Source organism: Amycolatopsis sp. NPDC004378, assembly GCF_053602455.1.
Map to the genome: position 1 here is coordinate 500,923 of NZ_JBSGDR010000003.1, position 25,070 is coordinate 525,992.

At 71.5% G+C, this 25,070-nt stretch carries 24 protein-coding genes; 11 read left to right on the plus strand and 13 right to left on the minus strand.

From position 1 onward, the window contains the following. From ACWEN0_RS14010 to ACWEN0_RS14030, 5 genes are all read left to right on the plus strand, one after another. Positions 1 to 957 carry an ABC transporter permease gene (locus tag ACWEN0_RS14010; protein WP_451972919.1) on the plus strand — a complete coding sequence of 319 codons (957 nt, stop codon included), beginning with the start codon at positions 1 to 3 and terminating at the stop codon, positions 955 to 957. Then, complete coding sequence (locus ACWEN0_RS14015; RefSeq protein ID WP_451972921.1) at positions 954 to 1,847, plus strand: ABC transporter permease; 894 nt, start codon at positions 954 to 956, stop codon at positions 1,845 to 1,847. Before ACWEN0_RS14010 ends, ACWEN0_RS14015 begins: the two co-directional genes overlap by 4 nt. Beyond that, positions 1,844 to 3,388, plus strand: a complete 1,545-nt coding sequence (locus ACWEN0_RS14020; protein ID WP_451972923.1) for an ATP-binding cassette domain-containing protein — start codon at positions 1,844 to 1,846, stop codon at positions 3,386 to 3,388. The genes ACWEN0_RS14015 and ACWEN0_RS14020 overlap by 4 nt, the downstream gene beginning before the upstream one ends. A gap of 8 nt (positions 3,389 to 3,396) precedes the next feature. After that, positions 3,397 to 4,425, plus strand: a complete 1,029-nt coding sequence (locus ACWEN0_RS14025; protein ID WP_451972925.1) for a serine hydrolase domain-containing protein — start codon at positions 3,397 to 3,399, stop codon at positions 4,423 to 4,425. A 94-nt stretch (positions 4,426 to 4,519) separates the two neighbouring features. Further along, the gene (locus ACWEN0_RS14030) at positions 4,520 to 5,200 is read left to right on the plus strand and encodes an MmpS family transport accessory protein (protein ID WP_451972927.1); all 681 of its coding nucleotides are present in this window, start codon (positions 4,520 to 4,522) and stop codon (positions 5,198 to 5,200) included. A gap of 37 nt (positions 5,201 to 5,237) precedes the next feature. On the opposite strand, the gene ACWEN0_RS14035 is transcribed toward ACWEN0_RS14030, so the two are convergent. Beyond that, the gene (locus ACWEN0_RS14035; RefSeq protein ID WP_451972929.1) at positions 5,238 to 6,239 is read right to left on the minus strand and encodes a LacI family DNA-binding transcriptional regulator; all 1,002 of its coding nucleotides are present in this window, start codon (positions 6,237 to 6,239) and stop codon (positions 5,238 to 5,240) included. Positions 6,240 to 6,446: 207 nt separating this feature from the next. On the opposite strand from ACWEN0_RS14035, the gene ACWEN0_RS14040 reads away from it, so the two are divergent. Further along, the gene (locus ACWEN0_RS14040) at positions 6,447 to 7,427 is read left to right on the plus strand and encodes a hypothetical protein (RefSeq protein ID WP_451972931.1); all 981 of its coding nucleotides are present in this window, start codon (positions 6,447 to 6,449) and stop codon (positions 7,425 to 7,427) included. A gap of 22 nt (positions 7,428 to 7,449) precedes the next feature. Then, positions 7,450 to 8,625 carry a CaiB/BaiF CoA transferase family protein gene (locus tag ACWEN0_RS14045; protein ID WP_451972933.1) on the plus strand — a complete coding sequence of 392 codons (1,176 nt, stop codon included), beginning with the start codon at positions 7,450 to 7,452 and terminating at the stop codon, positions 8,623 to 8,625. 4 nt (positions 8,626 to 8,629) lie between these two features. Here the strand turns inward: ACWEN0_RS14045 and ACWEN0_RS14050 are convergent, their stop codons facing one another. Continuing rightward, complete coding sequence (locus ACWEN0_RS14050) at positions 8,630 to 9,385, minus strand: HpcH/HpaI aldolase/citrate lyase family protein (protein ID WP_451972935.1); 756 nt, start codon at positions 9,383 to 9,385, stop codon at positions 8,630 to 8,632. Between the two features lie 151 nt (positions 9,386 to 9,536). Here ACWEN0_RS14050 and ACWEN0_RS14055 point away from each other — a divergent pair, with 151 nt between their 5' ends. Beyond that, positions 9,537 to 9,716, plus strand: a complete 180-nt coding sequence (locus ACWEN0_RS14055) for a hypothetical protein (protein ID WP_451972937.1) — start codon at positions 9,537 to 9,539, stop codon at positions 9,714 to 9,716. Positions 9,717 to 9,742: 26 nt separating this feature from the next. On the opposite strand, the gene ACWEN0_RS14060 is transcribed toward ACWEN0_RS14055, so the two are convergent. Genes ACWEN0_RS14060 through ACWEN0_RS14080 form a run of 5 tightly spaced genes read right to left on the minus strand, consistent with a single transcriptional unit; the run spans position 9,743 to position 14,591 of the window. Then, a complete protein-coding gene (locus ACWEN0_RS14060; protein WP_451972939.1) occupies positions 9,743 to 10,375 on the minus strand; it encodes a GntR family transcriptional regulator in 633 nt (210 codons plus the stop codon). Then, on the minus strand, positions 10,375 to 11,046 hold the full coding sequence (locus ACWEN0_RS14065; RefSeq protein WP_451972941.1) for an HAD family hydrolase: 672 nt from the start codon (positions 11,044 to 11,046) through the stop codon (positions 10,375 to 10,377). The genes ACWEN0_RS14060 and ACWEN0_RS14065 overlap by 1 nt, the downstream gene beginning before the upstream one ends. A gap of 48 nt (positions 11,047 to 11,094) precedes the next feature. Beyond that, positions 11,095 to 11,850, minus strand: coding sequence for an alpha/beta fold hydrolase (locus ACWEN0_RS14070; RefSeq protein WP_451972943.1), 756 nt, complete (start codon positions 11,848 to 11,850; stop codon positions 11,095 to 11,097). 15 nt (positions 11,851 to 11,865) lie between these two features. Further along, complete coding sequence (locus ACWEN0_RS14075; protein WP_451972945.1) at positions 11,866 to 12,234, minus strand: DoxX family protein; 369 nt, start codon at positions 12,232 to 12,234, stop codon at positions 11,866 to 11,868. Between the two features lie 59 nt (positions 12,235 to 12,293). Then, a complete protein-coding gene (locus tag ACWEN0_RS14080; protein WP_451972947.1) occupies positions 12,294 to 14,591 on the minus strand; it encodes a glycosyl hydrolase family 95 catalytic domain-containing protein in 2,298 nt (765 codons plus the stop codon). 128 nt (positions 14,592 to 14,719) lie between these two features. Here ACWEN0_RS14080 and ACWEN0_RS14085 point away from each other — a divergent pair, with 128 nt between their 5' ends. After that, complete coding sequence (locus tag ACWEN0_RS14085; RefSeq protein ID WP_451972948.1) at positions 14,720 to 15,166, plus strand: hypothetical protein; 447 nt, start codon at positions 14,720 to 14,722, stop codon at positions 15,164 to 15,166. Here ACWEN0_RS14085 and ACWEN0_RS14090 read toward each other — a convergent pair. The 3 genes from ACWEN0_RS14090 to ACWEN0_RS14100 all read right to left on the minus strand — a co-directional run bounded on the left by ACWEN0_RS14090 (position 15,148) and on the right by ACWEN0_RS14100 (position 20,352). Then, a complete protein-coding gene (locus tag ACWEN0_RS14090) occupies positions 15,148 to 15,933 on the minus strand; it encodes an SDR family oxidoreductase (RefSeq protein WP_451972950.1) in 786 nt (261 codons plus the stop codon). The two genes, ACWEN0_RS14085 and ACWEN0_RS14090, sit on opposite strands and share 19 nt — an antisense overlap. A 63-nt stretch (positions 15,934 to 15,996) precedes the next feature. Continuing rightward, positions 15,997 to 19,593 (minus strand): discoidin domain-containing protein, encoded by a 3,597-nt coding sequence (locus tag ACWEN0_RS14095; protein WP_451972952.1) that lies wholly within the window; start codon positions 19,591 to 19,593, stop codon positions 15,997 to 15,999. A 321-nt stretch (positions 19,594 to 19,914) separates the two neighbouring features. Further along, positions 19,915 to 20,352 carry a winged helix-turn-helix transcriptional regulator gene (locus tag ACWEN0_RS14100; RefSeq protein ID WP_451972954.1) on the minus strand — a complete coding sequence of 146 codons (438 nt, stop codon included), beginning with the start codon at positions 20,350 to 20,352 and terminating at the stop codon, positions 19,915 to 19,917. A gap of 131 nt (positions 20,353 to 20,483) precedes the next feature. On the opposite strand from ACWEN0_RS14100, the gene ACWEN0_RS14105 reads away from it, so the two are divergent. Continuing rightward, a complete protein-coding gene (locus tag ACWEN0_RS14105; protein ID WP_451972956.1) occupies positions 20,484 to 21,680 on the plus strand; it encodes a thiolase family protein in 1,197 nt (398 codons plus the stop codon). On the opposite strand, the gene ACWEN0_RS14110 is transcribed toward ACWEN0_RS14105, so the two are convergent. Together ACWEN0_RS14110 and ligD are read right to left on the minus strand one after the other, a co-directional pair. Next, the gene (locus ACWEN0_RS14110; protein ID WP_451972958.1) at positions 21,611 to 22,027 is read right to left on the minus strand and encodes a hypothetical protein; all 417 of its coding nucleotides are present in this window, start codon (positions 22,025 to 22,027) and stop codon (positions 21,611 to 21,613) included. The genes ACWEN0_RS14105 and ACWEN0_RS14110 overlap by 70 nt on opposite strands. A 35-nt stretch (positions 22,028 to 22,062) precedes the next feature. Continuing rightward, the gene (gene ligD, locus ACWEN0_RS14115) at positions 22,063 to 23,010 is read right to left on the minus strand and encodes a non-homologous end-joining DNA ligase (protein WP_451972960.1); all 948 of its coding nucleotides are present in this window, start codon (positions 23,008 to 23,010) and stop codon (positions 22,063 to 22,065) included. Positions 23,011 to 23,051: 41 nt separating this feature from the next. Here ligD and ACWEN0_RS14120 point away from each other — a divergent pair, with 41 nt between their 5' ends. Continuing rightward, positions 23,052 to 23,888, plus strand: coding sequence for a PHP domain-containing protein (locus ACWEN0_RS14120; protein ID WP_451972962.1), 837 nt, complete (start codon positions 23,052 to 23,054; stop codon positions 23,886 to 23,888). Between the two features lie 3 nt (positions 23,889 to 23,891). Here the strand turns inward: ACWEN0_RS14120 and ACWEN0_RS14125 are convergent, their stop codons facing one another. Continuing rightward, entirely contained in the window at positions 23,892 to 25,028 is a 1,137-nt protein-coding gene (locus ACWEN0_RS14125) for a glutathione-independent formaldehyde dehydrogenase (protein WP_451972963.1), read from the minus strand. Positions 25,029 to 25,070: the final 42 nt, after the last annotated feature.

A 25,070-nucleotide genomic window follows, 5' to 3' on the forward strand; every position in this document is an offset into this window, starting at 1 on the left:
ATGACACGGCTGATCCTGCGCCGGCTGCTCGTCAGCGTCCTCGTGCTGTGGGTGGTGTCCCTGCTGGTCTTCCTCGCGACGTTGCTGCTGCCGGGCGACCCCGCGCGGGCCATCCTCGGCCAGCAGGCCACCCCCGAGCGCGTCGCCGCGCTGCAGCACCAGCTGCACCTCGACCTGCCGGTCTGGCAGCGCTACCTCGACTGGCTCGGCGGGCTGTTCACAGGCGACCTCGGCACGTCGACGTCCACCCAGGGCCCGGTCACGGCGTTGCTGGGCGACCGGATCTCGGCGTCGCTCGTGCTGCTCGTCGTCGCGGCGGTGCTCGCCACCCCGGTCGGGCTCGGGCTCGGCACGTGGAGCGCGATCCGCCGCGGCCGCGCGACCGACCACGTGGTGTCCGGGATCAGCCTGGTGATCGCCGCGCTGCCCGAGTTCGTCATCGGCGTCGCGCTGGTCGTGCTGCTCTCGACGACGGTGTTCAAGGCCTTCCCGTCGGTGACGATCACCCCGCCCGGCGACGCCGTGTGGCACCAGCCGGCCCAGCTCGTGCTGCCGGTGCTCACGCTCGTCCTGGTCGTGACGCCGTACATCACCCGGATGATGCGGGCGACGATGAACGAGGTCCTAGACAGCGGGTACGTCGAGATGGCCCGGCTCAAGGGCGTGCGCGAACGGACCGTGCTCGTGCGCCACGCGCTGCCGCACGCGATCGGCCCGGTCGCGCAGGTGGTCGCGCTGCAGCTGGCGTGGCTCGCCGGGGGTGTCGTGGTCGTCGAGTTCCTGTTCCGCTACCCCGGCGTGGGCCAGGCGCTCATCGACGCCGTGGCCAAGCGGGACGTCGCGGTCGTCCAGGCGATCACGCTCCTCATCGCCGCGGTGTACATCGTGGTGAACCTGCTCGCCGACGTCGTCGGCATCCTCGCCACCCCGAAACTCAGGACGGAGGCGGGCCGATGACCGCCGTCGAACTCCCCCGCACCGTCACCCCCGACGCGCCCCCGGCCCGCCCGGGCGGGCTCTTCCGCACCGCGTGGACGTTCCCGCAGGCCAGGATCGGCACCGCGCTCACCCTGGTCGTGGTGCTGATCGCCCTGCTCGGACCGTGGCTCGGCCCGGTGCTGACCGGCCACACGACCACGGACTTCGCCGGGAAGCCGTTCAAGCCGGACGGGATCGCCGGCACCGACGGCCTCGGCCGCGACGTGCTGACCCGGTTCCTCGCGGGCGGGACGACGTTGCTGCTCTACGCGGTGCTGGCCACCGCGCTCGGGATCGTGCTGGGCGCGCTGCTCGGCATGGTCGCCGGGTACGGCGGCGGCCGGCTCGACAGCTTCCTGATGCGCGGCAACGACGTCCTGCTGTCCTTCCCGCAGCTCGTCATCGCGCTGCTGGCGATCGCGGTGATCGGGCCGGAGGGCTGGCTGCTGGTGCTGGTCATCGGCCTGACGCACGCGCCGCGCACGGCCCGCGTCGCCCGGCAGGCGACCGTCGCCGTCGCGGGCAACGACTACATCCGCGCGGCCGAGATGTACGCCGTACCCCGGTCGCGGATCCTGCTGCGCGAGATCCTGCCGAACATCACCGGCCCGCTCATGGTCGAGATCGGCCTGCGGCTGACCTACTCGATCGGGTACATCGCGTCGCTGTCGTTCCTCGGGCTGGGCATCCAGCCGCCGTCGGCCGACTGGGGCCTGATGATCAACGAGAACCGGATCGCGCTGGTCGTCCAGCCCTGGGGTGTGCTGCTCCCGGTGCTGGCGATCGCCGCGCTGACCGTGGGAACCAACCTCGTCGCCGACGCGCTGGCCTCGGCCGCCGCCGGCCGGAAGCGGGAGGTCCGCGCATGAACGCCTTGGCGGTCACCGGGCTCGCGGTGCGCACCACGGCCGGCGAGTCCGTGTTGGACGACGTGTCGTTCGCGGTGGCGCCCGGCGAAGTCCTGGCGCTGGTCGGCGAGTCCGGCTCCGGCAAGACGACCGCCGGGCTGGCCGCGCTCGGGCACTTCCGCCGCGGGCTCGCGGTCGCCGGTGGGCGGGTGACCGTGGGCGACGTCGACGTGCTGTCGCTCGGCACCGAGGGCCGGCGGCGGCTGCGAGGCAGCACCGTTGCCTACATCCCGCAGGACCCGGCCCTGTCGCTCAACCCTGCGTTGCGCATCGGGCTGCAGATCGCGGAGGTTCTCGAGACCCACGGTTTCGACGGCCCGGTCGGCGACCGCGTCGGTTCCGTCCTGGCGGAGGTCGGGTTGCCGGCGGACCCGGCGTACCGGCGCCGGTACCCGCACCAGCTCTCCGGCGGGCAGCAGCAGCGCGTCGGCATCGCGATGGCGTTCGCGTGCCGGCCCGCGGTGGTCGTGCTGGACGAGCCGACCACCGGGTTGGACGTCGTCACGCAGTCGCTGGTCCTGAAGACGGTCCGCTCGCTGACGGCGGAGCACGGCGTCGCCGCGCTGTACATCACCCACGACCTGGCGGTGGTCGCCGAGATCGCCGACCGCGTCGCGGTGATGTACCACGGCTCGATCGTCGAATGCGGGCCCGCGTCTTCGGTGCTGCGGACGCCGTCGCACGCCTACACGCGGCGGCTGCTGGACGCGGTGCCCGACCCGGACGCCACCTCGGAGCCACCGCCGCCCTCGGAACCCGTGCTGGCGACCCGGGAGGTGTCCGTCGCGTATGGACAGCACGTGGTCCTGCGCGGGGTCGACGTCTCGGTCGAACGCGGCGAGTGCCTGATGCTGCTCGGCGAGTCCGGCTCCGGCAAGACGACGCTGTCGCAGTGCATCGCGGGTCTCACCGGCTCGTACACCGGGACGGTGTCCCTGGCGGGCACCGGGCTGGCGGTCTCGACCCGGCAGCGCTCCGACGAGCAGCGACGGCGGATCCAGTACGTGTTCCAGAGCCCGTTCTCCTCGCTCAACCCGCGCAAGACCGTGGCGCAGTCGATCGAAGTCCCGCTGACCCGGCTGACGTCGATGTCCCGTGCGGAACGCCGGGCGCGGGTCGACGAGGTGCTCGACCGCGTCCGCCTCGGGCGGGCCCTGGCCGACCGGCTGCCCGACCAGCTCAGCGGCGGCGAACGCCAGCGCGCCGCGATCGCGCGGGCCCTGGTGACCACACCGGACGTCCTGGTGTGCGACGAGGTGACGTCCGCGCTGGACGTCTCGGTGCAGGCGACGATCGTCGAGCTGCTCGGCGAGCTGCGCCGCGAACTCGGGATGGGGATGCTGTTCGTGACGCACAACATCGCGCTGGCCGGCGAGGTCGCGGACCGGATCGCCGTGCTGCAGGGCGGTTCGATCGTCGAGGAGGGTCCCGTTCGGACGGTCCTGGACCATCCCGAGCACCCCTACACGCGGGAGCTGCTGGCCGCGACGCCGCGCCTGTGAAGGGGACGGTGGCACCGGGGTTCGAGCCGGTGCGGGACGCGTTCGCGGACGTGCTGGCCCGGACGTCCGGCGGTGCGGCGTTCAGCGTCGTGCGGCGGGGCGAGGTGCTCGCCGAGTTGTGGGGTGGTCCCGGCTGGACGCGCGACACGCTGGTGGTCCTGTTCTCCGGGACCAAGGGCATCGTGGCGACGATGATGGCCCTGCTGCCGATCGACCCGGGCGCGCGGATGACCGCGTACTGGCCGGAGTTCTCGGCGGCCGGCGCCCGGGTGGCGCACGTGCTGTCCCACACGATCGGGCTGCCGTACGTCGAGGCTGAAGTGTCCTTTCTGGACAACCACGCCAACGCCGCCGCCCTCGCCTCGCAGACTCCCTTGTGGACGCCGGGGTCCCGGGTCGCCTACCACGCGGCGACCTACGGGTACCTCTGCACCGAACTGATCCGCCGCGTGACGGGCCGCCCGGCTGGCGAGGTCCTGCGCACCCTGCTGGGCGACGTCGACCTCCACCTGGGCACGCCCGCGTCCGAGGACCACCGCGTCGCGCGGCTGACGCGGTCGCCGGACTACCGGATCAGCACGTTCCTGCACGACCCGGCCCGGCGGCGGATCGTCGACAAGATGTACCGCGGGCTCCTGGAACCCGGCGCGATCAACTCCGCCGCGTACCGCCGTGCGCAGCTCGCGGCGGGCGGCGCGACCGGCACGGCGGCGGCGATGGCCCGGCTCTACGACCGGATCTGTTCGGGTCTGGTCCCGCCGCCGGTGCTGGCGGAGGCGACCCGCACGTGGTCGTCCGGCATCGACGCGATCAACGACCGCCCGGTCCACTTCGGCCTGGGCTACGAACTGCCGGACCCGATCGGCACGTACGGCCCGGCGGCGGTGGCGTTCGGCCACTCGGGCGCGGGCGGCGGCCGCCACGGCGCCTGGCCGGAGGAGGGACTGGGGTTCTCGTTCACGACGAGCGAGCTGCAGCCCGAGGACACCGACGACCGCGGCGCACTGCTGCTCAAGGCCCTGTCCGGCTGTTTGTGACAGGCCACACTCGGATGACACGAACGGATAACTGCCGTAACACCGCTCCGGGGCGAAAACGACTAATGCCTTGTCTGTCGTGAAAGGAACATTCGTGACCGCCCAGCAGCCCTACCCGCCGGCTCCGATGCCGGCCGTCGTCCAGCCCCGCAACGGCCTCGGCACCGCCGGATTCGTCCTCGGTCTCCTCGGCCTGCTCTTCTCGCCGATCCCGCTGATCGGCGTGATCGCGTGGCCACTGGTCATCCTCGGCCTGATCCTCTCGTTCGTCGGGCTCAGCCGCGCGAACAAGGGCGTGGCCAGCAACAAAGGCCTTTCGATCGCCGGTGTCGTGCTCTCGGCGATCGGGCTCCTCGTCTGCATCATCTGGGTCGCCGTGGTCGGCAAGGCCGTCTCCGACGCCGCGAACTCGCTGCCGACCGCGCCGCCGGTCGCGAGCCTCCCCGCCGTCGCGGCCGGAGACGCGCCGGCCACGGCGAAGCACACCGTCGTGTACAAGGTGACCGGAACCGGCAAGGCCGGCAACATCACCTACACCACCGACGGCATGACGACGACCAGCCAGGAGTCCCACGTCAAGCTCCCGTGGGAGAAGACGATCGAGCTCCCCGGCGACCAGGCGCTGCAGTTCGTCAGCATCCTGGCGCAGGGCAGCGGCTCGGGCAGCATCAAGGTGACCATCGAGGTCGACGGCAAGGTCTTCAAGGAGGCCACCGCCCAGGGCTACGGCGTCGCCAACGCCAACGGGAACATCGGCACGCTCGGCAACGGCTGACGGCGGACGCCCCGAGGTGGCCGGCACCTCGGGGCACTCAGGCGACCGTCGCGATCGTCTCCCCCGCCACCGGCGGGCAGGTCAGCAGCCGGTGCAGCACAGGCTCGCTCTTCCCCGGTTCCACCAGGGAAGCCAGCAACCGCACCGCTGCCCGGCCGAGGGCTCGCCGCGGGACTTCGAACCCGCTGATCTCGGGGGCGGCCGTCGCGGCCGGGGGCCGGCCCAGGACCGCCAGGGACAGCTCGCCCGGCACCGAAACCCCCGCCGCGCGCAGGGCGTGCCAGGTCGCGTGGAACACCGCGCCCGTGTCGGTCTCCTCGACCACCAGCGCCGTCACGTCGTCGGCGAGCCAGCGGCGGACCGAAGCCGCGCCGAGGTCCGTGCCGTCGGTGCGGGTCACCGCCACCGACAGGCCCGCGTCGGCCGCCGCCGCGCGCACGCCGCGTTCGCGGTCACCCGACGCCGGGGCGTCGTCCGGCTCGCGCAGGTACCGCAGGCGACGGTGCCCGGCCCGCGCGAGCCGCGTGATCACCTCCGCCGAAGCGGACACGTAGTCCGCGCCCACGTGCGGGATGCGGCCGTCGAGCTCGGGGCGGCGTCCGATGTAGACGATCGGGAACCCCGCCGCGAGCAGGTCGGCGAGCGCGTCCACCGGAACGTGCCGGCCGAGGAACAGGCAGCCGTCGGCGAGCCGGGTGCGGCGGATCCGGCCGGGTTCCGCGCTCGAGGCGGTGAACATGATCAGGTCCTTGCCGAGCGCGGCCGCCTCGGCCTCGACGCCGGCGAGGATCGGGTAGTACGCGTCGGCGAAGTCCGGGAACGCCGGCGTGAACGTGTAGAGGCCGAGCAGGTTGTTGCGTGCGGACGAAAACCGTTTCGCCACCGGGTCGGGCACGTAGCCCAGGCGCTCGGCGGCCGCCAGCACGCGCAGCCGCGTCCCTTCCGAAAGCCGGACCCCGGTGCGGTTGCCGCCCAGCACCACCGACACCGTCGCCTGCGAGACCCCGGCGACGCGCGCGATGTCGGCCTGCCGGGGCATCCGCCGCACCCTGCCCATCACCTACCTCGCTCCGGGTCGCCGGGCTCAGCTGATCCGATTCAGCCTGCAAGCCCGCCGAAACCGCGTCAACCGTCTTGCCCGAAACTCCAGCAAACCTGTCCCGACCGTACTAATACGTATTACTCTCTTGACCCGCCCGCGTGAGCGTGTCATTTTCGCCGGACACGAGACCTCGAAGGAGCGGTCATGACCCTCACCCGACGCGGCCTGCTGGCCGGCGCCGCCGCCCTCAGCGCGGGCGCCGTGCTCCCGGCGACCGCCGCGGCCGCGCCCGCCGGCTTCCCCGACTACCGGTACCAGCGGCTGGCGCTCGTCAAGAGCAAGCTCCGCTACAACCCGACCGGCGAGCTGATCTTCCCCTGCGTCCGCGGCACCAAGGGCCGCATCCCGGACGCGCTCGGCGCGTACTACCTCTACTACGCCCCGCACGACGCGCCGGGCGGGATCTGCCTGGCGTACGCGAACTCCCTCGACGAGGAGTTCACCGAGTACGCGGGCAACCCGATCATCAAGAACTCGTGGCCCGGCGAGTACTCCGTCAGCCACGTCTCGTCACCGCACGCCCTGTGGAACGACGACGTCAACCGGATCTACCTCTACTTCCACGGCGAAAACACCGTCACCCGCCTGGCCAGCTCCGCCGACGGCATCCACTTCACCTACGAGAAGGAGGTCCTGTCCACGCGGCTGCAGCCCGCCGGGACCACCGAGACCTCCTACGCGCGCGTCTTCCGCCAGGACCTGCCCGCGAAGAACGCCCGCTACGTCATGGTGTTCATGCTGAACAACACCTCCAACCACCGCGACATCGGCTGGGGCTGGTCGCCGGACGCGCTGAACTGGACGTTCTCGCAGACGCCGCTGGTGCGCCACACCGACGTCGGGGCGAACGACATCGGCGGCCCGCACCTGCTGCAGCGCAACAACAGCACGTACGTCGTGTACAACACGGACATCGCGCACGGCGGCCGGCTGATGATCACCGAGGTCGGCAACGACTTCTCGAAGCGCAACCACCTGGGCGTGTTCCACACGCCGCTCGCGGGGGCGCCGGACAACGGCCGGTCCGCGGCGCCGAGCTTCGGCACCTACCAGGGCCGCGAGTACCTGATCTACGAGGCCGGCGAGCGGCTGGCCGGGAACATCGCCATCGCCCGCGCGGTCTGACCCCGGGTGGCAGGATGCGGCCATGCCCTCCTTGCCCCTCGACGGCGTCACGGTCGTGTCCTGCGAGCAGGCGGTCGCCGCGCCGCTGGCCACCCGGCACCTGGCCGACCTCGGCGCCCGCGTGCTCAAGATCGAACGGCCCGGCAGCGGCGACTTCGCCCGCGCCTACGACGAAACCGTGCACGGCCAGTCGAGCCACTTCGTCTGGCTGAACCGGTCGAAGGAGAGCGTCACGCTCGACCTCAAGAGCGAGGCCGCGGCGCCGGTGATGGCGGCCCTGCTCGACCGGGCCGACGTGTTCGTGCAGAACTTCGCACCCGGCGTCGCCGAACGCCTCGGCCTCGGCGCGGCCGGCCTGCGCGCCACGCGGCCGCGGCTGATCACGTGCTCGGTGTCCGGCTACGGGTCCAGTGGGCCGTACCGCGACGCGAAGGCGTACGACCTGCTCATCCAGTCCGAAGCCGGGCTGGTCTCGGTGACCGGGTCGGAGTCCGAGCCGGCCAAGAGCGGCATCCCGGCCGCGGACATCGGCGCCGGGATGTACGCCTTCTCCGGCATCCTCTCCGCGCTCTACGACCGGGAGCGCACCGGGCTCGGCACCGAGCTCGAGGTCAGCCTGTTCGACTCGCTGGTCGAGTGGATGGGGTTCCCGCTCTACTACGCCGGCTACGGCGGCACTCCCCCGCCGCGGACCGGTACGAGCCACCCGGCGATCGCGCCGTACGGCACGTTCACCGCGGGCGACGGCACCGAGGTCGTGCTGGCAGTGCAGAACAACCGCGAGTGGGCGACGTTCTGCGAGCACGCCGTCGAGCGGCCGGAGTGGGTCACCGACGACCGGTTCGCCACCGGCAGCGCCCGGGTCGCGAACCGGCCCGCGCTGGAGCGCGAGATCGACGCGGTCTTCGCCCGGCTGACCGGCGAGGAGCTGGAGGCCCGTCTTCGCCGGGGCCGGATCGCGCACGCGCGGCGTCGCGAACTGCCCGACGTCCTGGCGCACCCGCAGCTCACGGCGCGCGACCGCTTCGCGGACGTCTCGACACCGGGCGGGCCGGTCCGCGCGACGCTGCCGCCGATCACGGTCCCCGGCCGCTCGCCGCGGATGGACCCGGTGCCGGCGGTGGGCGAGCACACGGACGCCGTGCTGACGGAGTTCGGCTTCGACGCGGAAGCCTTGCGGCGTCAGGGCGCCGTGTAGCGCGTCACTCGGCCAGGATCCGCCGCGCGCGGGCGAGCACCGGCCGGTCGACCATCTTGCCGTCCACAGTGGACGCCGATTCGCCCGCGGTGAGGACCTTGCGGGCCCACTCGCGCTCGGCCTCGGTCGCGGCGAACCCGGCGCGGACCGGCTCGACCTGGCTCGGGTGGATGCAGAGCTTGCCGCCGAAGCCCATCCGGCGGGCGTACCGGACGTCGGCCTCGAGGCGCCGGTCGTCACGCAGGTCCGTGGTGACACCGTCGATCGGCGGCGCGAGCCCGGCGGCCGCCGACGAGACCACGAGCCGCGAGCGCGCGTAGGCGAAGGGCTCTGGGTCGTCCGGGTCGACACCCAGTTCCACGGCCAGGTCGATGCTGCCGAACGCCAGCCGCGTCACGGACGCGACGGCGGCCACTTCACCGGCCCGCTCAACCCCTTTCGCGGTCTCGACGAGGGCCACGACTTCACGGAATCCGGCGAGCACACCGGGTGTCTCCGCCTTCGGCACGACGACCGGGACCCCGCGCGCGGTCACCAGGGCGGCGTCGGCGTCGAACCAGGGCGTCCCCGGGGCGTTGATCCGGACCATGGCGTCGTGGTCCGCGAGCCAGGCCGCCACAGCGGCCCGCGCGGCGTCCTTGTCCGCCGGGGCGACCGCGTCCTCCAGGTCCAGGAGCACGACGTCGGCACCGCTCGCCGCGGCCTTGCCGAAGCGGTCGGGGCGGTCACCGGGGACGAAGAGGTACGTCGTGGCGGTCACCCTGGTCAGGGTATTGCCCTGCGGATGACGACCCGAAAGGCCCCATAAGGGAATTGCGGCCGTAAGGGGTCCCGGAGTGCGTGTTCACCCGATGCGGCGGCGCGCCCCTCAGGACGATCGTGGAGTTCCTCGGAAACAGAGGTGAGGGACGATGCGAGGCGACTGGATCTACGACTGGGTGCGGGTGGAGATGGAGTACCGGGCCGGGCCGGCACCGGTGGTGCGCCGCCCCCGGCCGGACCGCTCGGCGTCACGCCACTGGGCGGCACTGTGGGCGGGGTTGTTCACCCCGCACCGGGTGAGCCCGGCTCGCGGCGGCTCCGCCTGCTGACGCTGTCGTGGCAAGCCGGTAAGGGCTCAGGGGGTCAGCAAGCCGTCGCGGGCGCGGGTCAGGTGGTCGGTCATCTCCGCCTCCGCGCTCGCGCGGTTCCCCGACGCGATCGCCTCCAGCAGCCGGCGGTGCTCCACCGCCAGTTCGCCCGGATCCGGGTACGCGCCCCGCAACCGGGCCAGGCAGAGGCGCATCTCCTCCTGCATCGGCGGGTAGATCCGGCTCAGCCGCACACTGCCCGCCGCGTCGACCAGGGCCAGGTGGAACGCCGTGTGCGCCTCCACCCGCTCACTCCAGCCCGCGTCCGGCGGCAACGCTTCCAGCACCGCCAAGGCCGCCGACGCGCCGGCCAGCGAACGCCCCTCCGCCACGATCAGCCGCGCCGCCAGCAACTCCAGCGGCAGCCGGACCGTGAACAGGTCCCGGACGTCGTCGTCGGTCAGCACCGGGACACGCAGCGAACGGCCGTCCGAACGCTCCACCAGGTGCCGGGCCACCAGCTCCTGCAACGCCGAGCGCACCGTCGGGCGCGCCACGCCGAACGTCGTGGCCAGGCCCTGTTCCGTCAGCGGCGTGCCCGGTTCGAGCTCGCCGCTCAGGATGCGCCGGCGCACCTCGGCGACCAGCGCGTCCCGCGTGTTCGTCGTCTGCAGGACCATCAGGACGCGTGCACCCGTTCCACGGTCGCGACGAGGTCGTCGAGACCCGGCAGCACGGCGTCCGCGACCGACGGGTCGCTCGGGTCCGCGTGCCGGTTGATCCACACCCGCCGGATGCCCAGCTCCTGCGCCGGCACCATGTCGTGGAAGTGGCTCTGCGCGACGTGCACCCAGTTGTCCCGCGTGGCCCCGAAAGAGTCCGCGAACCGCGTGAAGTGGGCGTGGCCGGGCTTGTACGAGCCGACGTCTTCCGCCGTGACGACCGCGTCGACCGGCACCTCGAGACGGCGCTGGGTCTCGCCGATGAGGTCGCGGTCGCAGTTGGTCAGCAGGGCGATCCGCCAGCCCGCGTCGCGCAACGCGGCGAGCGCCGCCCGGGTGTCGGGGAACACCGGCCAGTACGGCAGCCCGGTCCCGAGCACCGACGCGTCGTCGGGCACCAGCTCCAGGCCGGCTTCGGCCGCGGTCCGCCGCAGCGACTCCGCGAGCACCTCCCGGTACCGCCGCACCGGGGTCTCGGCCTGCACCCGCGGTTCGTGCCGGTTGTACACCTCGAGCAGCTCGGCGCCCCGGCCCGGGAACAGCAGCTCGAGGCCGGTCCCGATGCCGTGCCGCCAGTCCACCAGCGTGCCGAAGCAGTCGAACGTCGCCCACCGGATCGTGTCGGTCATACAGCCATACTGATATACGGTTATACCGAACGCAAGTGACCTTCAGGTCTACGCGTGCGCGGTGAGGAACTTCCCCAGCGCGGGGTTCACCTCGTCCGGGTGGGTGTAGCTGAGGAAGTGGGCGCCACCGTCGACGACGACCAGCGGTTCGGCCGCCGGGAGCGCCGCGGCCAGCTCGGCCGCCCGCTCGACGGGGTAGGCGAGGTCCGCCGAGCCGTGCAGCACCAAGGCCGGGCAGGAGATCTCGCCGACCCGCTCGAGCACCGAGTCACGCTCGACGAGCGCCGTCATGGCCGGCGTCAGCTGCGCCGGCGACACCGACTTCCACCGCTCCTTCCACTCGTCGACGGGGAAGTCGCCGAAGCAGATCCGCGCGACGCCGTCGAGGACCTCCGGCGGCGCGCCGCCGCTCACCCAGGCGTCCAGCACCGCCCGGTACCCGGCCGCGACCGCCGGATCCTCCGCGGCCGCCGATGTGCCGAGCACCGCGAGCGCCGTGACGCGCGAAGGCGCGAGCAGCGCCATCCGCAGCGCGACGAACCCGCCCTGACTGGTCCCGACGACCGCCGCGCGCGGGACGCCGAGGTGGTCCAGCACGGCCAGGACGTCCCGGGCGACGTCCCAGTAGTCGAACGGCCCTTCGGCAGGCGTTCGGCCGTGCCCGCGCTCATCGACCGTGACGCACCGGAAGCCGTCCAGCGCCGCGAGCTGCGGGGCGAACATCCGGCCGTCCATCAGGAAGCTGTGCAGCAGCACGACCACCGGGCCGTCGCCACCGTGGTCGGTGTGACCGGGAAGCGTCATCGATCCTCCGAAGCGTCAGCCGGCGAACCGGCCCACCGCCACGAACGCCGCCAGCACCAGCAGCACGACGTTCATCGGCAGCGCCTTGGTCTCCTTGCGGCGTGCGTGCACGATGATCGCACCGATCTGGATCACCGCCAGTCCGGTGGCAGCCAGCGGTGTCAGGACGCGCGCGAGGTCGAGCGCCCACGGCAGGATCAGCCCGAGCGCGCCGAGGATCTCGACCGCGCCGATGCCCTTCACCGCCGCGTCGGAGAACTCCGCCGCCCAGCCCATGTTCGGGTTGTCCAGCAGTTTCTTCCGCGGTGTCGCGAGCTTCATGCCGCCGGCGCCGAGGTACAGCGCGGCGAGCACACCCGACACGACCCACAGGACGACGTTCACGGCCACCTCCGGTCCAGAGAAAGTGATTGAACACTACACCTCTTTCCGGAGGTCGCACCTCAACTTGGCTGGACCGTGACCGACTGGCCCGGCCGCAGCCCGATCGTCCGGCGCCAGCCGCCCGCGCGGACCTCCGTCCGGGTCCCGCCGACGCTTTTGACCACGGCTCGCGTCACCTTCCCGTCGCGCCAGGAGACGTCGACCTCGAAGCCGCCGCGCACGCCGATCCCCGTCACCCGGCCCGAGCGGGCCCACGCCGAAGGCAGGGCCGGCAGCAGTTCGAGCACCCCGGGGCGTGAATAGACGAGCATCTCCGCCATGGCCGTCGGTGCGCCGAGGTTGGCGTCGATCTGGAAGATCGTGTAGCTGCCCTGGCTGTACATGTCGAAGAAGTTCGGCGCGGTCCCGTTGCCGTTCGCGACCGACGGCCGCATGACGGTGAGCAGCAGCTGGTACGCACGATCTGCGTCCTTGAGCCGCGCCCAGCACGCCGACCGCCACGCGCACGCCCAGCCGAAGCTGTCCATGCCCCGGGCGACCAGCAACGCGCGGATGCCGTCGAGCAGCTCCCGCGGCGCGGTGTCGTGCGCGATGCGGTCACCCGGGAAGAAGCCGATCAGCGGGGAGAGGTGCCGGTGCGTGGTCTCGCCGAGGTTGTCCGGCGACATCCACTCCTCGAGCCAGCCGGTCGTCGGGCTCACCTTCGGCAGGTACAGCTTCTTCTGCAGCCCGGCGATCCGGTCGCCGTACGCGCGGTCGCGGCCCAGCACCGCGACCGCTTCGCGGTAGTGCTCGAACAGGTCCCAGACGATTTCCTGGGAATAGGTGTTCCCGCGGGTGTCCTGCGGGCCGTGTTCGGGCGACCAGTCGTGGTCGTCGACGAGCACCTCGCGGCCGTCGACCGTCATCGGGACCAGCCGCGACTCCCAGAACTCGGCCGCGCCCCTGAGCAGCGGGTAGATCCGCGCGAGGTAGGCCTTGTCCTGGGTGAACGCGTAGTGGTCCCAGAGCGAGTTGCACAGCCACGCGTTGCCGCCGGGGTGCCACCACCAGCCGGACCCGCCGTAGATGTTCGTCGAGAACGCGATCGCCCAGCCGGCGATCTTGCCGCTGGTGTTCCGGAACCGGTTGCGCGGGTCGTTGAACAGGCGTTTCGTGCTGTCCGTCCACACGGGAAGCTGCGCGAGGCAGTAGTCGGCCAGGGCAGTGAAGCTCCCGGGCAGCGCCGCGCGGTCGGCGAGCCAGTAGTTCATCTGCAGGTTGATGTCGGTGTGGTAGTCGCTCATCCAGTCGGGCGTGTTGTTGTTCTGCCACAGGCCCTGCAGGCCCATCGGCAGCCCGTTCCGCGAGCCGGTGATCGTCAGGTACCGCCCGAACTGCAGGTAGCTCGCCTCGAACTCCGGGTCGGCCGTGGCCGGATCGTCGTGGCGGGCCAGCAGCCGCGACCACGTGTCCAGCGCGCGCTTCGCCGGCGGCGACTGTCCCAGGTCGACGGTCATCCGGTCGTAGAGGCGCCGGTAGTCGGCGACGTGCGTGGCCAGCAGCGCACCTCCCCCGGCTCGCAGGGCCCGCGACGCCTTCTCCTTCGCGAGCGCCAAGGGGTCCAGCGACGCGTCGAGGTACTTCCGGGCCGCGTCGGGCACGTAGTTCGTCCCGCCGCTGATCACGACGACGACGTCGCTCCCGGTGAAGGTCGCGCCACCGGCCGCCGTGCACGCGTACTTCAGGCCGTTGTCGAACGTGCCCCTGAACGCCGTCGCACTGTCCGCCTTCTCCCCGCGCGTGGGCTCGAGCGAGACCGAACCGGTGACGGGCCCGCCGCTGAGCCGGACGACCACGACATCGTCGGGGTGGCTGACGAAGTACTCGCGGCGGTACTGGACCCCGGCGTGCCGGTAGGTGATCACGACGAGCCCGTTGCTCAGGTCGAGCGTGCGGCGGTAGTCGCTGACACCGGTGTGCGCCGGCACCGAGATGCGCACCTTCGCCAGGAGGCCGAGGGTGCCGAACTTCTCGCGTTCGTAGGGGAACTGGCCGTCGTCTTCGAGGACGTCGTTGGCGCCACCGGTCCACAGGGACGCGTCGGCCAGGTAGAGGAAGTCGGCGGCCGGGTCACCCCCGACGAGCGCACCGATCCGACCATTGCCGATCGGCAGGCCCTGTTCGATGATCTTGCCCTCGGCCGCGGGCGCGGGGTACCAGAGCGTCGTCGCCCCGCTGGCGGGCACCAGGTCGGCATCGACGGGACGGACGACGTCTGCGCTGGCAGTGAACGGGCGAATGCCACTGAGGGCAACTCCGGCGCCGACCGCGCCACCGAGCTTGAGGAAGGTACGGCGAGAGGGAGGGTTCGACATGTCGGATCCGTTCGGCGTTGAAGGCGGGACCGGCGTGCAGCCCGCCAAACATATGACCTATCGGGATCCGAGGTCAAGATTCTTCGTAATTAATCCGATAACATACGAGCGCGGTACCGTTGTGCCTCATGACCGACGCCCACCGCCTCCTCGCGTTCCTGCGCGAGCACCCCGCGGCCACGGTCACCGAGCGGGCCGGCTCCTGCACCAAGTGGCAGCTCACCGGCTCGACGTGGCGGGCAACCGTGGTCGTCGAACCGGGTCGATGGCTCGGACTGGAGTTCGAGGCGCGGGAGCCGGCAACCGGCAAGCGCGCCACCTACGCCATCGACACCGATCTCTACGACATCTCCCGCGAAGATCAACGGGAGTTCGCCGACGAGATCGAACGCGACATCGTCGAGTTCCTCGGCAACCTGGGCAAGGGCGCCTTGCTGCGCGGGAACACCGGGACCAGGTTCGTCCTCGTCTTCCCCTTGGCGGGCGCCTACGTCCGCGTCGTGCAGGGGCGCTTCATGACCAGCGCCTCCACCCACCCCGTCCTGCCGGACGGCGACTACGTCCCGGTGGACTGACGCGTCCGCGTCCGGTAGCGCAGCACGCCCGCGTCGGGCTGATCGGCGAGGTACTGGCCGAACGTGATCGTGCCGTCGCGGTGGTCCGGCACCAGGTGACCGCCGCCCGCGTACGCGCGGAACGCCGCCCCCGGCACGCTGACCGGCACGAGCTTCCGGCGGCGGCCGCTCGCGTCCAGGACCGCCTGGGTCAGCTCCGACGCCGACAGGACTTCCGGGCCGCCGAAGTCGTCGGCGCGGCCGACGGGATCGCCGAGTGCCAGGTCCGCCAGGCGCTCCGCGACGTCGCGGACGTCCACCGGCTGGAACGAGACCTTCGGCACCGGCACCACCGGCAGCCGGGTCGCGCCCGCGAGCAACGTCCGGACCAGCGCGTGGAACTGCGTCGCCCGCTGGATCGTGTACGGCAGGCCCGAGGACGCGACGACCCCTTCGGTCTCGTGCTTGGTCTGGTAGTAGCCGAGCGGGACGCGGTCGACGCCGACGATCGAGACGTACACCAGGTGCGGGCCGCCCGCCCAGCGCGCCGCTTCGATCAGCGTGCGGGCCAGCTGCGTCTCGCGGCCGAGGAAGTCGGTGGCGCAGTGGACGACCACGTCGACGCCGGCCACCGCACTGTCGACGCCGCGGCCGGTCCGCAGGTCACCGGGCACGAGGTCCGGCCCGGTCCGCCGGCTCAGCACGCGGACCTCCTCCCCCGCCGCCCGCAGCCGCGCCACCACCGCACTGCCGAGCTGTCCGGTGCCACCGGTGACCAGGATCCGCACGACCCCATCCTCGCACGGCGGTGCCCGCCGGGAAACGGTTTCCCGGCGGGCACGCGCGGCCTTTCAGGTGCGGTTGATGGTGAAGGTGGACGTCGTGTTGCGGATGTCCTGGTCGTTGTCGCTCAGCGTGAGCCCGGTGAAGGTCGCCGAGCCGACGGCCGGGCCCTGGCCCGGTTCCGGCAGCTCGTTGGCCCAGATCCCGATCCCCGACTTGGCGTCGAAGGCGTCACCGCTGCGGTGGGCGCCGGTGATCGACACGTTCGTCAGCACCGTGTCCTGGACGGAGTTCTGCGGCTGCCCGCCGACGTAGTTCGTCTGGAACATGATGCCGCTGTAGGTCGGGCTCTGGATGTCCACGTCGGACACCCGGATCCCGCGGAACTCCTTGGACGCGGAGAACATCCAGATCGCCGGGAAGGTCTGCTGGCCCCAGAAGTGGCCGCCGTCCCGGACGAGCGAGGCGTTCTGGACCGTCGTCGGCTGCGGCCCGAACCCGAGGAACGGGTAGCCGAAGTCGAGCGAGCTGACCGTGATCGCCGAGTACGTCAGCGTGTCCGCGATGTAGAGGTTCCGGAAGGTGTTGTTGTACCCGCCGTAGACCGCCAGCCCGGCCGCGCGCCACGGGGTGAGCGCGGTCAGGTTCTCGAACACGTTGTCGTACTGGTTGCCCTGGTTGATGTCCGTGGCGGCGAACAGCGCGAAGCTGTCGTCGCCGGTGGACCGGGCTTCGTTGTTGGTGACGTGGTTGCCGGTGCTCCCGTTCGTGAGGTTGATGCCGTCGGCGAAAGTGTCGCGGATCCGGGAGTTCTTGATCGTGGTGTTGTCCACATTGGTGCCCCAGACCATCACGACCTGGTGCTCCACCCAGATGTTGTCGATCGTCAGGTTCGCGACGTTCGTCAGGTTGAACACCTTGCCGGGGCCGTCGATGCGGGAGGTGTAGTTCCCGAACACGGCGAACCCGCTGATCGTCGACCCGTTCGCCGTCGACTGGACGTCGATGCCGATGTCCGTGTTCTCCTGGCCGGAAGGCGCGGAGAACTTCGTGAACCACGGCCCGGCGCCGGTGACCGTGACGGCCTTGCCGTAGACGTTCAGCTTGCTCGACAGGGAGTAGTTTCCGGCCGGCAGGTAGACGCCGGTGAGCGTCGAGTCCTGGCGGACCTTGTCGAGCGCGGCCTGCACGTCCTGCTGCGTGAAGCCGGCCGGCGTCGCGAAGTGCGCCGGGTCCGGGTTGGCGACGGCGGTGGCCTGCTCGAAGTTCACGAAGTCGATCGCGTAGTTCGTGCTGTTGGCCGCGTCCTTCTGCAGCTTGATCTTGTGCCCGGCGGGCACCGTCGTGCCGAGCATCGTGCTGGCCTCGTCGTAGATGTGGCGCGGCCCGGTACCCGGCGAGTTGCCCGGGCCGGTTTCGGCGCCGTAGAGCCACGCGTAGTGCGAGGTCAGGTCGATCGCCTTGAGGAAGGTGCCGTCGACGTAGATGTTGAGCGTCGAGTTGATGCCGCCGCCGCCCGCGGAGTCCGGGATGGAGAACCGCGTGACGAGGGTGTTGGTCGACGCGCGGGTGGTGAACTCCACCGACGAGCCGGTCGAGTTCAGCGTCACGGCCTTGCGGCCCGACGCCTCGCCCGCGAGATCGCCGATGGTGCGGTTCGGCCCGATCACGGACGCGCCGCCCGCGACCACGCCGTCCTCGGCTTCGTACATGTCGTAGGGCATGTTGGCACCCCGGCCGACGAACAGCGCCTGCGTGCTCGTGTTGTTCGCCTGCTTCACCGGCAACTCGTTGGCGTCGGTGTCGACGACCGTCTTCACGGTGTACTTGCCGTTGGCCGCGGTCCAGGTGCCGACGGTCACCGGTGCCGCGGTGGCCCCGGCGGCGATGGCTCCCGAGTAGCTGCCGGTCAGCGTCTTGACGACGGTGCCGTTCTGGTCGGCGATCGTCACCGTGATGCCGTGGGCACCGCTCGCGCTCGCCACGGTGCCCTGGTTGCGCAGGGTCGTGGTGAACGTGGTCGTGTTGCCCGCGGACGGGTTGTTCGGCGACCACGCCGTGGCCGCGACGAGGTCGGAGCTCTGCACCGGGCTGACGACCAGGGGCGTCGAGCTGGTGTAGGAGTTGTTGGCCTCGTTCTGCTCGATGACGGAGTTGGCCTCGTCGACCTTCGCCGTCACCTGGTAGCTGCCCGCGTCGCGGGTGCCGATGTTCGCCGACACGGTCGTCGACGCCCCGGCGGCCAGCGCGCCGACGTTGGCGGTGCCGACCTTGGTGGTGCCCAGGTAGAGGTTGACGTTCGTCGCGCCCGAAGCGGCCGTCCCGGCGTTGCGGACGGTCGCCGACGCCGTGATCGCGTCGGTCTCGACGGGGTTCTGCGGCGACCAGGACACGCCCGAGACCGTCAGGTCCGGGTTGGGCGCGGGGACGCCGAAGACCTGGAACTCCGCGGCCTGCCCGCCGCCGGCACCGGAGTTGGCGGTGACGCGCAGGCGGACGTCGGCGGCCCGGCCGGCGACCGGGATGGTCACCGAGTTCCCGGACGAGGGGGTGAAGCTGTAGGTCTGCGCGGCCACCAGCGTGGTGAACGTGCTGGACGACTGCTCACGGCCTTCGACGGCGATCGTCTGCGTGCGCGGGCCCCAGGCCGGGTCGGGGTTGAGCTTGACGACGACCTGGTTGAGGTCGGCGTTCGAGCCGAGCGCGACGGTCAGCAGGTTCGGGTAGGTCCCGCCGCCGCCCTCCCAGTACGTGGTCAGGGAGTCGTCGTTGGCGTTCGCCGCGACGAAGGTGAACTCCGTCGAGGACGCCGTGATCGGCTTGCCCAGGGCGAGGTTGGTGCCGGCCTGGGTGCCGGTGCGGGTCACGGTGTTGCTGTTCGCCGACTGGTTCCCGGCGGCGTCTTTCGCCCGGACGAAGTAGGCGACCGTGGTGCCGTCGGGCTGGTTGTCGGTGTAGGTCAGGACGTTCCCGGCGACGCTGCCGCGGAGCTGGCCGTTGGCGTAGACGTCGTAGCCGGTGACGCCGGTGTTGTCGGTCGAGGCCGACCAGGTCAGCCGGATCTGGCCGCTCGCGGGCTGGGTGTAGGCGAGGTTGCCGGGCGCGGACGGCGGCTGCGTGTCGCCGCCGGCCGGGCCGTGCACCTCGAACTCCGAGAGCTGGGCGGCGGGCCAGCCGGTGTTGCCGCTGACGTTGAGCCGGACGTAGCGGGTGGTGCCGGTGACGTCCACGGTCACCGTGTTGGCCTTGGCCGGGTCGAACACGTACCCGGCCGAAGCCTTGAGGTCGCTGAAGCTCGTGCCGTCGGTGCTGCCCTGGACGCTGAAGGTTTCGGTGCGGGCGCCCCAGTTCGCCGCCGGGAGCTTGAGCACGAGCTGCGCGACGGCGGTGGGCGCGCCGAGGTCGGCCTGGACCCACTGCGGGAACTGGTTGTTCGTGCTTTCCCAGTAGGTGTCCTGGTTGCCGTCGCCGACGTTCGAGACGGGGTAGCCGGCGAGCTGGCTGCTGGCGGTGTAGGTCGCGGCGGCGGCTTGGGCGGCGGGCTGGACGGCCGCGGTGGCGGGCGTGGCGGCCGGGGCGCCGCTCGCGGCCACGGCGGGGGTGGCCAGGAGGAGGGACAGGGCGGCGTAGGTCGCCGCGCGCGACAGAAGTCGCTTCGTTCTCATGGGGTTCCTCTGATCCGGGGAGGAGGGGAGACGCGTCGAGCACGCTCGTCCCACGCGGGGACGGCGCAACCGGGGAACGGGACAGGCGCGGACCCGGTCCGGGGGCGCACGCGGGCAGCACGGAACAGCCGTCATGGGCACCTCTTCGTCGAGGAGCTGGGCGGGAACTTCCTGACAACTGCCGCGATTTCTCGCGCTGTTGTCAGGTTCTTGCACTGATTCGTTCAAGAGTTACAGTGACCGGGGTCTCAAGTCAACGCCCAAACGTCGAAAAGGCCTCCTCGCGGGGGATGCGAGGAGGCCTTTTCGGGGAGCGGGGCGTCAGTGCACGGCGCCCAGCCGGATCGCGTGGGTGCCCGGGGCGCTGACCGGCTCGCCGCAGTGCGCGCAGACGGTGGCCGGGGCCAGCACCTCGCCGCAGGCGTGGCGCCAGAGCGTCGGCGGTTCACCCCGGTGGACGTACTTGTCGCCCCAGGCCATCAGGCCGAGCAGGATCGGCTGCAGGGCCCGGCCGGCTTCGGTCGGGTAGTACTCGAAGCGCGGCGGGTGGTCCTCGTACTGGCGCTTCTCGAGCACGCCCGCGTCGACGAGCTTGCGCAGCCGCGCGGCCAGGATGTCCCGGCTGGCGCCGGTGTTCTCGGCGATCTGGTTGAACCGCCGTTCCCCCAGCATGACCTCGCGCAGCGCCAGCAGGCTCCACCGCTCGCCGACGACCTCGAGGGCCTCGGCGACCGAGCATTCGCGACCACGCCGGACCATGCCACCTCCCTGGGGTTGAAAATCCAACCTAGCACGTAGACCGCGTGTGACGTGTCGTACAGCTGAGTTGTGGAATCCAACTTACTCGGCGTATACCGAAGACATCCCCGATCTGCGAGGAGGCAGACGCCATGACGGACGCGGTGATCGTCGACGCGGTACGGACCCCGATCGGCAAGGGCAAGCCGAACGGCACACTGGCCGGGGTGCACCCGGTCGACCTGCACGCCCACGCGCTCCGCTCGCTCGTCGAGCGCACCGGCGTCGACCCGGCCCGGATCGACGACGTGATCAGCGGCGCCGTCGGCCAGATCGGCGAGCAGAGCATGAACACCGCCCGCTGGGCCGCGCTCGCCGCCGGCCTGCCCGAGTCGGTGCCCGCGGTGACCGTCGACCGGCAGTGCGGCAGCAGCCAGCAGGCCGTCCACTTCGCCGCACAGGGCGTCATGGCCGGCGCGTACGACGTCGTGCTCGCCTCCGGCGTCGAGTCGATGAGCCGGGTGCCGATGGGCAGCCAGGTGGCCGGGCGCGACCCGTTCGGGACGCAGGTCGCCGCGCGCTACCCGGACGGTCTCGTCCCGCAGGGCATCAGCGCGGAGCTGATCGCCGCGAAGTGGGGCTTCACCCGTGCCCAGCTGGACGAATTCTCCGCGCAGAGCCACCAGCGGGCCGCGAAGGCGTGGGCGGACGGCAAGTTCGCCGGCGAGGTCGTGCCGCTGAAGGCGCCCGGGCCCGACGGCGAACTCGTCGACGTCACGACCGACGAGACGGTCCGGCCGTCGACCACGCCGGAGATCCTGGCCGGGCTGAAGCCCGCCTTCCGCGCCGACGTCTGGGAGCAGCGCTTCCCGGACCTCGGCTGGCACGTCACCGCGGGCAACTCGTCGCCGATCAACGACGGCGCCGCGGCGCTGATGATCACCAGCAGCGAGACGGCGAAGGCGCTCGGCCTCCGCCCGCGGGCCCGGATCCACCAGTTCGCCGTTGTCGGCGACGACCCGCTGTACATGCTCACCGGCGTCATCCCGGCCACCCGCAAGGTGCTCGACCGGGCCGGGCTCAGCGTCTCGGACATCGACGCCTTCGAGGTCAACGAGGCGTTCGCCAGCGTCGTGCTGGCCTGGCAGGCCGAGATCGGCGCGGACCTGGCCAAGGTCAACGTCAACGGCGGCGCGATCTCGATCGGCCACCCGCTCGGCGGCAGCGGCGCCCGCCTCATGACGACGCTGCTGTCGGTCCTCGAGCAGACCGGCGGCCGCTACGGCCTGCAGACGATGTGCGAGGCGGGCGGCCTCGCCAACGCGACCATCATCGAGCGCCTGGACTGACCCAGGTACGCCCGCAGCGCCGCCACGGCTCCCCCGGGATCCGTGGCGGCGACCGGGAAGACCTCGTCGAAGCCCGCGGCCAGCAGGTCCTCGCGCGGGTTCCGCAGCCGGCCGCCGATCACCACGGGCAGCCCGCACAACGCCGGGTCGGCGCGTACCCGGCGAAGCACGTCCAGACCCGACGCGCCGTGCGCACTGGACAACACCAGGCAGTCCGGGCGCTCACGGCGGCAGGTCCTGAGCACTTCGGCCGCGACGCACACGTCGTGGCCCTCGCGCTCGAGGACCACCCGCAACGCGACCAGGCTCCACGCACCCGCGTCCAAACCCGACAGCACGACCTTCATGCCGGGCAGATCCGCGAACCGGCCCGGAAAATACGTCAGTCTTCGGGTGGTTCCTCGACGCCGTCGCGGTCGGCCCACTCCAGCAGCGGGTCCAGGGAGAACACGGCCTTGTCGATGCCGGCGTGGAGGTCGCCCAGCTCGGCGAAGCGGGCCGGGACGGTGGCGATGGTGAAGTCGCCCGGCTCGGCGTCGTCGACCTCCTCCCAGCGGATCGGCGTGGACACCGTGCCTTCCGGGTTGCCGCGCACGGAATAGGCGCTCGCGATCGTGTGGTCCCGGGCGTTCTGGTTGTAGTCGACGAAGAGCAGCCGCGGGTCCCGGTCCTTGCGCCACCAGGTCGTCGTGACGTCGTCGGGGGCACGGCGTTCGACTTCGTGCGCGAAGGCCAAAGCCGCGCGCCGGACGTCCTTGAAGCCCCAGTTCGGCTCGATCCGGACGTAGATGTGCAGGCCGCGGCCGCCGGAGGTCTTCGGCCAGCCGACGGCGCCCAGCTCGTCGAGGATCTCGTGGGCGACGTGCGCGACCCGGCGGACGCGGTCGTAGCCGCAGTCGGGCATCGGGTCGAGGTCGATGCGCCACTCGTCGGGCTTTTCGGTGTCGGCGCGGCGCGAGTTCCACGGGTGGAACTCCACTGTGGACATCTGCACCGCCCAGGCGACGTGCGCCAGCTCGGTGACGCACAGCTCGTCGGCGTGCCGGTTGTAGCGCGGGAAAGTCACCCGGACGGTCTCCAGCCACGGCGGCGCGCCGTTCGGGACGCGCTTCTGGTGCACCTTCTCCCCCGCCACCCCGGACGGGAACCGGTGCAGCATGCACGGCCGCTCGCGCAGCGCGTTGACGATGCCGTCGCCCACCGAGAGGTAGTAGTTGACCAGGTCGAGCTTCGTCTCGCCGCGGGCCGGGAAGTACACCCGGTCCGGGTTCGAGATCCGCACCGTGTGCGGGCCGACCTCCAGCTCCACCGCCGCCGATTTCTGCGCCATGGCCGGAACGCTAGCCCAAAACCGCCGCTACCGTGGGGATCATGAGCCTGCCGGCGGACGGCCACGTGCACACCGAGTGGTCCTGGGACACGGTCACCGGATCGATGACCGGTTCGTGCGAGCGGGCACTCGAACTCGGCCTGCCGTCGGTGGCCTTCACCGAGCACGCCGACCTCACGCCGTGGCTGATCCCGGAGCCGGTCCGCCCGCTGCTGCCGGACCACTTCCGGGTGCGGTTGCGCCCCGACGGTGTCCTCGAGCCGCCCGACCTCGACGTCGAGGGCTACCTGGCCTGCGTCGCGGAGTGCCGCGAGCGGTTCCCGGAGCTGAAGATCCTGTCCGGCGTCGAGCTGAGCGAACCGCACTGGCACCGCGAGCGCGCCGACGCCCTGCTCGCCGCCCACGACTTCGACCGGATACTCGGCTCGGTGCACTCCCTGCCGGACGGCGACCACCACCACGAGCTGACCGTGGTTTCGGGCCGGCCGCCCGGTGAGATCCTGCGGGCCTACCTCGAAGAGGTGCTGGGGCTGGTCGAATCGACCGTCGGCTTCGCGGTGCTGGCCCACATCGACTACGCGCTGCGCCCGTGGCCGGCCGAAGGACCGCCGTTCGTCGTGACCGACTTCGAAGAAGAGTTCCGCGGCGTGCTGCGCGCACTCAAGACGAGCGGCCGCGCGTTGGAAGTCAACACGAAGGTACCGCTGCCCGGCGAAGTCGTCCGCTGGTGGTTCGAGGTCGGCGGCGAGGCGGTCGCCTTCGGCAGCGACGCCCACGAGCCCGGCCTGGTCGGCCACGGCTTCGACGACGCGTCGGCGCTGGCCGAGGCGTGCGGGTTCCGGCCGGGCCGGACCCCGCACGACTTCTGGCGCCGCTGAAAGTCAGGGCCGCAGCAGCACCTTCGTCCAACCGTCCTCGCGGCGGTCGAACTTGTCGTAGCCTTCGACGGCCTGGTCCAGCGTCAGCTCGTGCGAGACGAGGAACGACGGGGTCGCCCGGCCGGTGATGATCAGGTCCCGCAGCTGCCGGTTGTACCGCTTGACCGGTGCCTGGCCGGTGCCCATGTGCTGGCCCTTCGTGAAGAAACTACCGAAGTCCCAGCCGATCCGGCCGTGCTTGGCGCCTTCGTCCGCCGCGCCCGGGTCGTCCGGCACGTAGACGCCGACGACGCCGATCCCGCCGGTCGAGCGGACGACCTTGACCAGGTTGTCCAGCACCAGCTCGGGGTGCTCCTCACCGCTGTGGTCGTGCGCCTGGTAGCCGACCGCCTCGACACCGCAGTCGACGCCCGCGCCGCCGGTCGCGGCCGTGATCTGCTCGACCGGGTCCGCTTCGGACAGGTCGACCGGGATCGTGCCGATCTTTTCGGCGAGCGCGAGCCGGTCGCGTTCCTTGTCCACGACGTACACCTCCGACGCGCCGCGGATCACCGCGCTGTGCGCCGCCAGCAGGCCGACCGGTCCCGCGCCGAAGACGGCGACCCGGTCACCCGGCCGCATCCCGGCCAGCTCGGTGCCGTGCCAGCCGGTCGGGAAGATGTCCGAAAGCATCGTGAAGTCGTTTTCGTACTCCGTGCCCGAGGGCAGCTCGAGCAGGTTGAAGTCCGCCCACGGCACGCGCAGGTACTCGGCCTGGCCACCGGCGTAGGGACCCATGTTCGCGTAGCCGTAGGCCGCGCCGTCCATCCCGTCGATCGGGTTGGCCCGCAGGCAGAACGACGTCCAGCCGCTTTCGCAGTTGCGGCAGGAACCGCAGGCGACGTTGAAGGGCACCGACACGCGGTCGCCGACCTTCATCCGGTTCACCCCGGCGCCGACCTCGACGACGAAGCCCATGTTCTCGTGGCCGAGGACCTTGCCCTCCTCCACGTTCGTGCGGCCTTCGTACATGTGCAGGTCGGACCCGCAGATGTTCGTCGTCGAGATCTTGACGATCGCGTCGGTCGGCTGCTCGATCCCCGGGTCGGGCACGTCGGTCACTTCGACCCTGCGCGGCCCGCGGTACACCACTGCCTTCATGGGCGCCTCCTCGTCGGTTCCCGTCCCGAACCGGCTACCCGG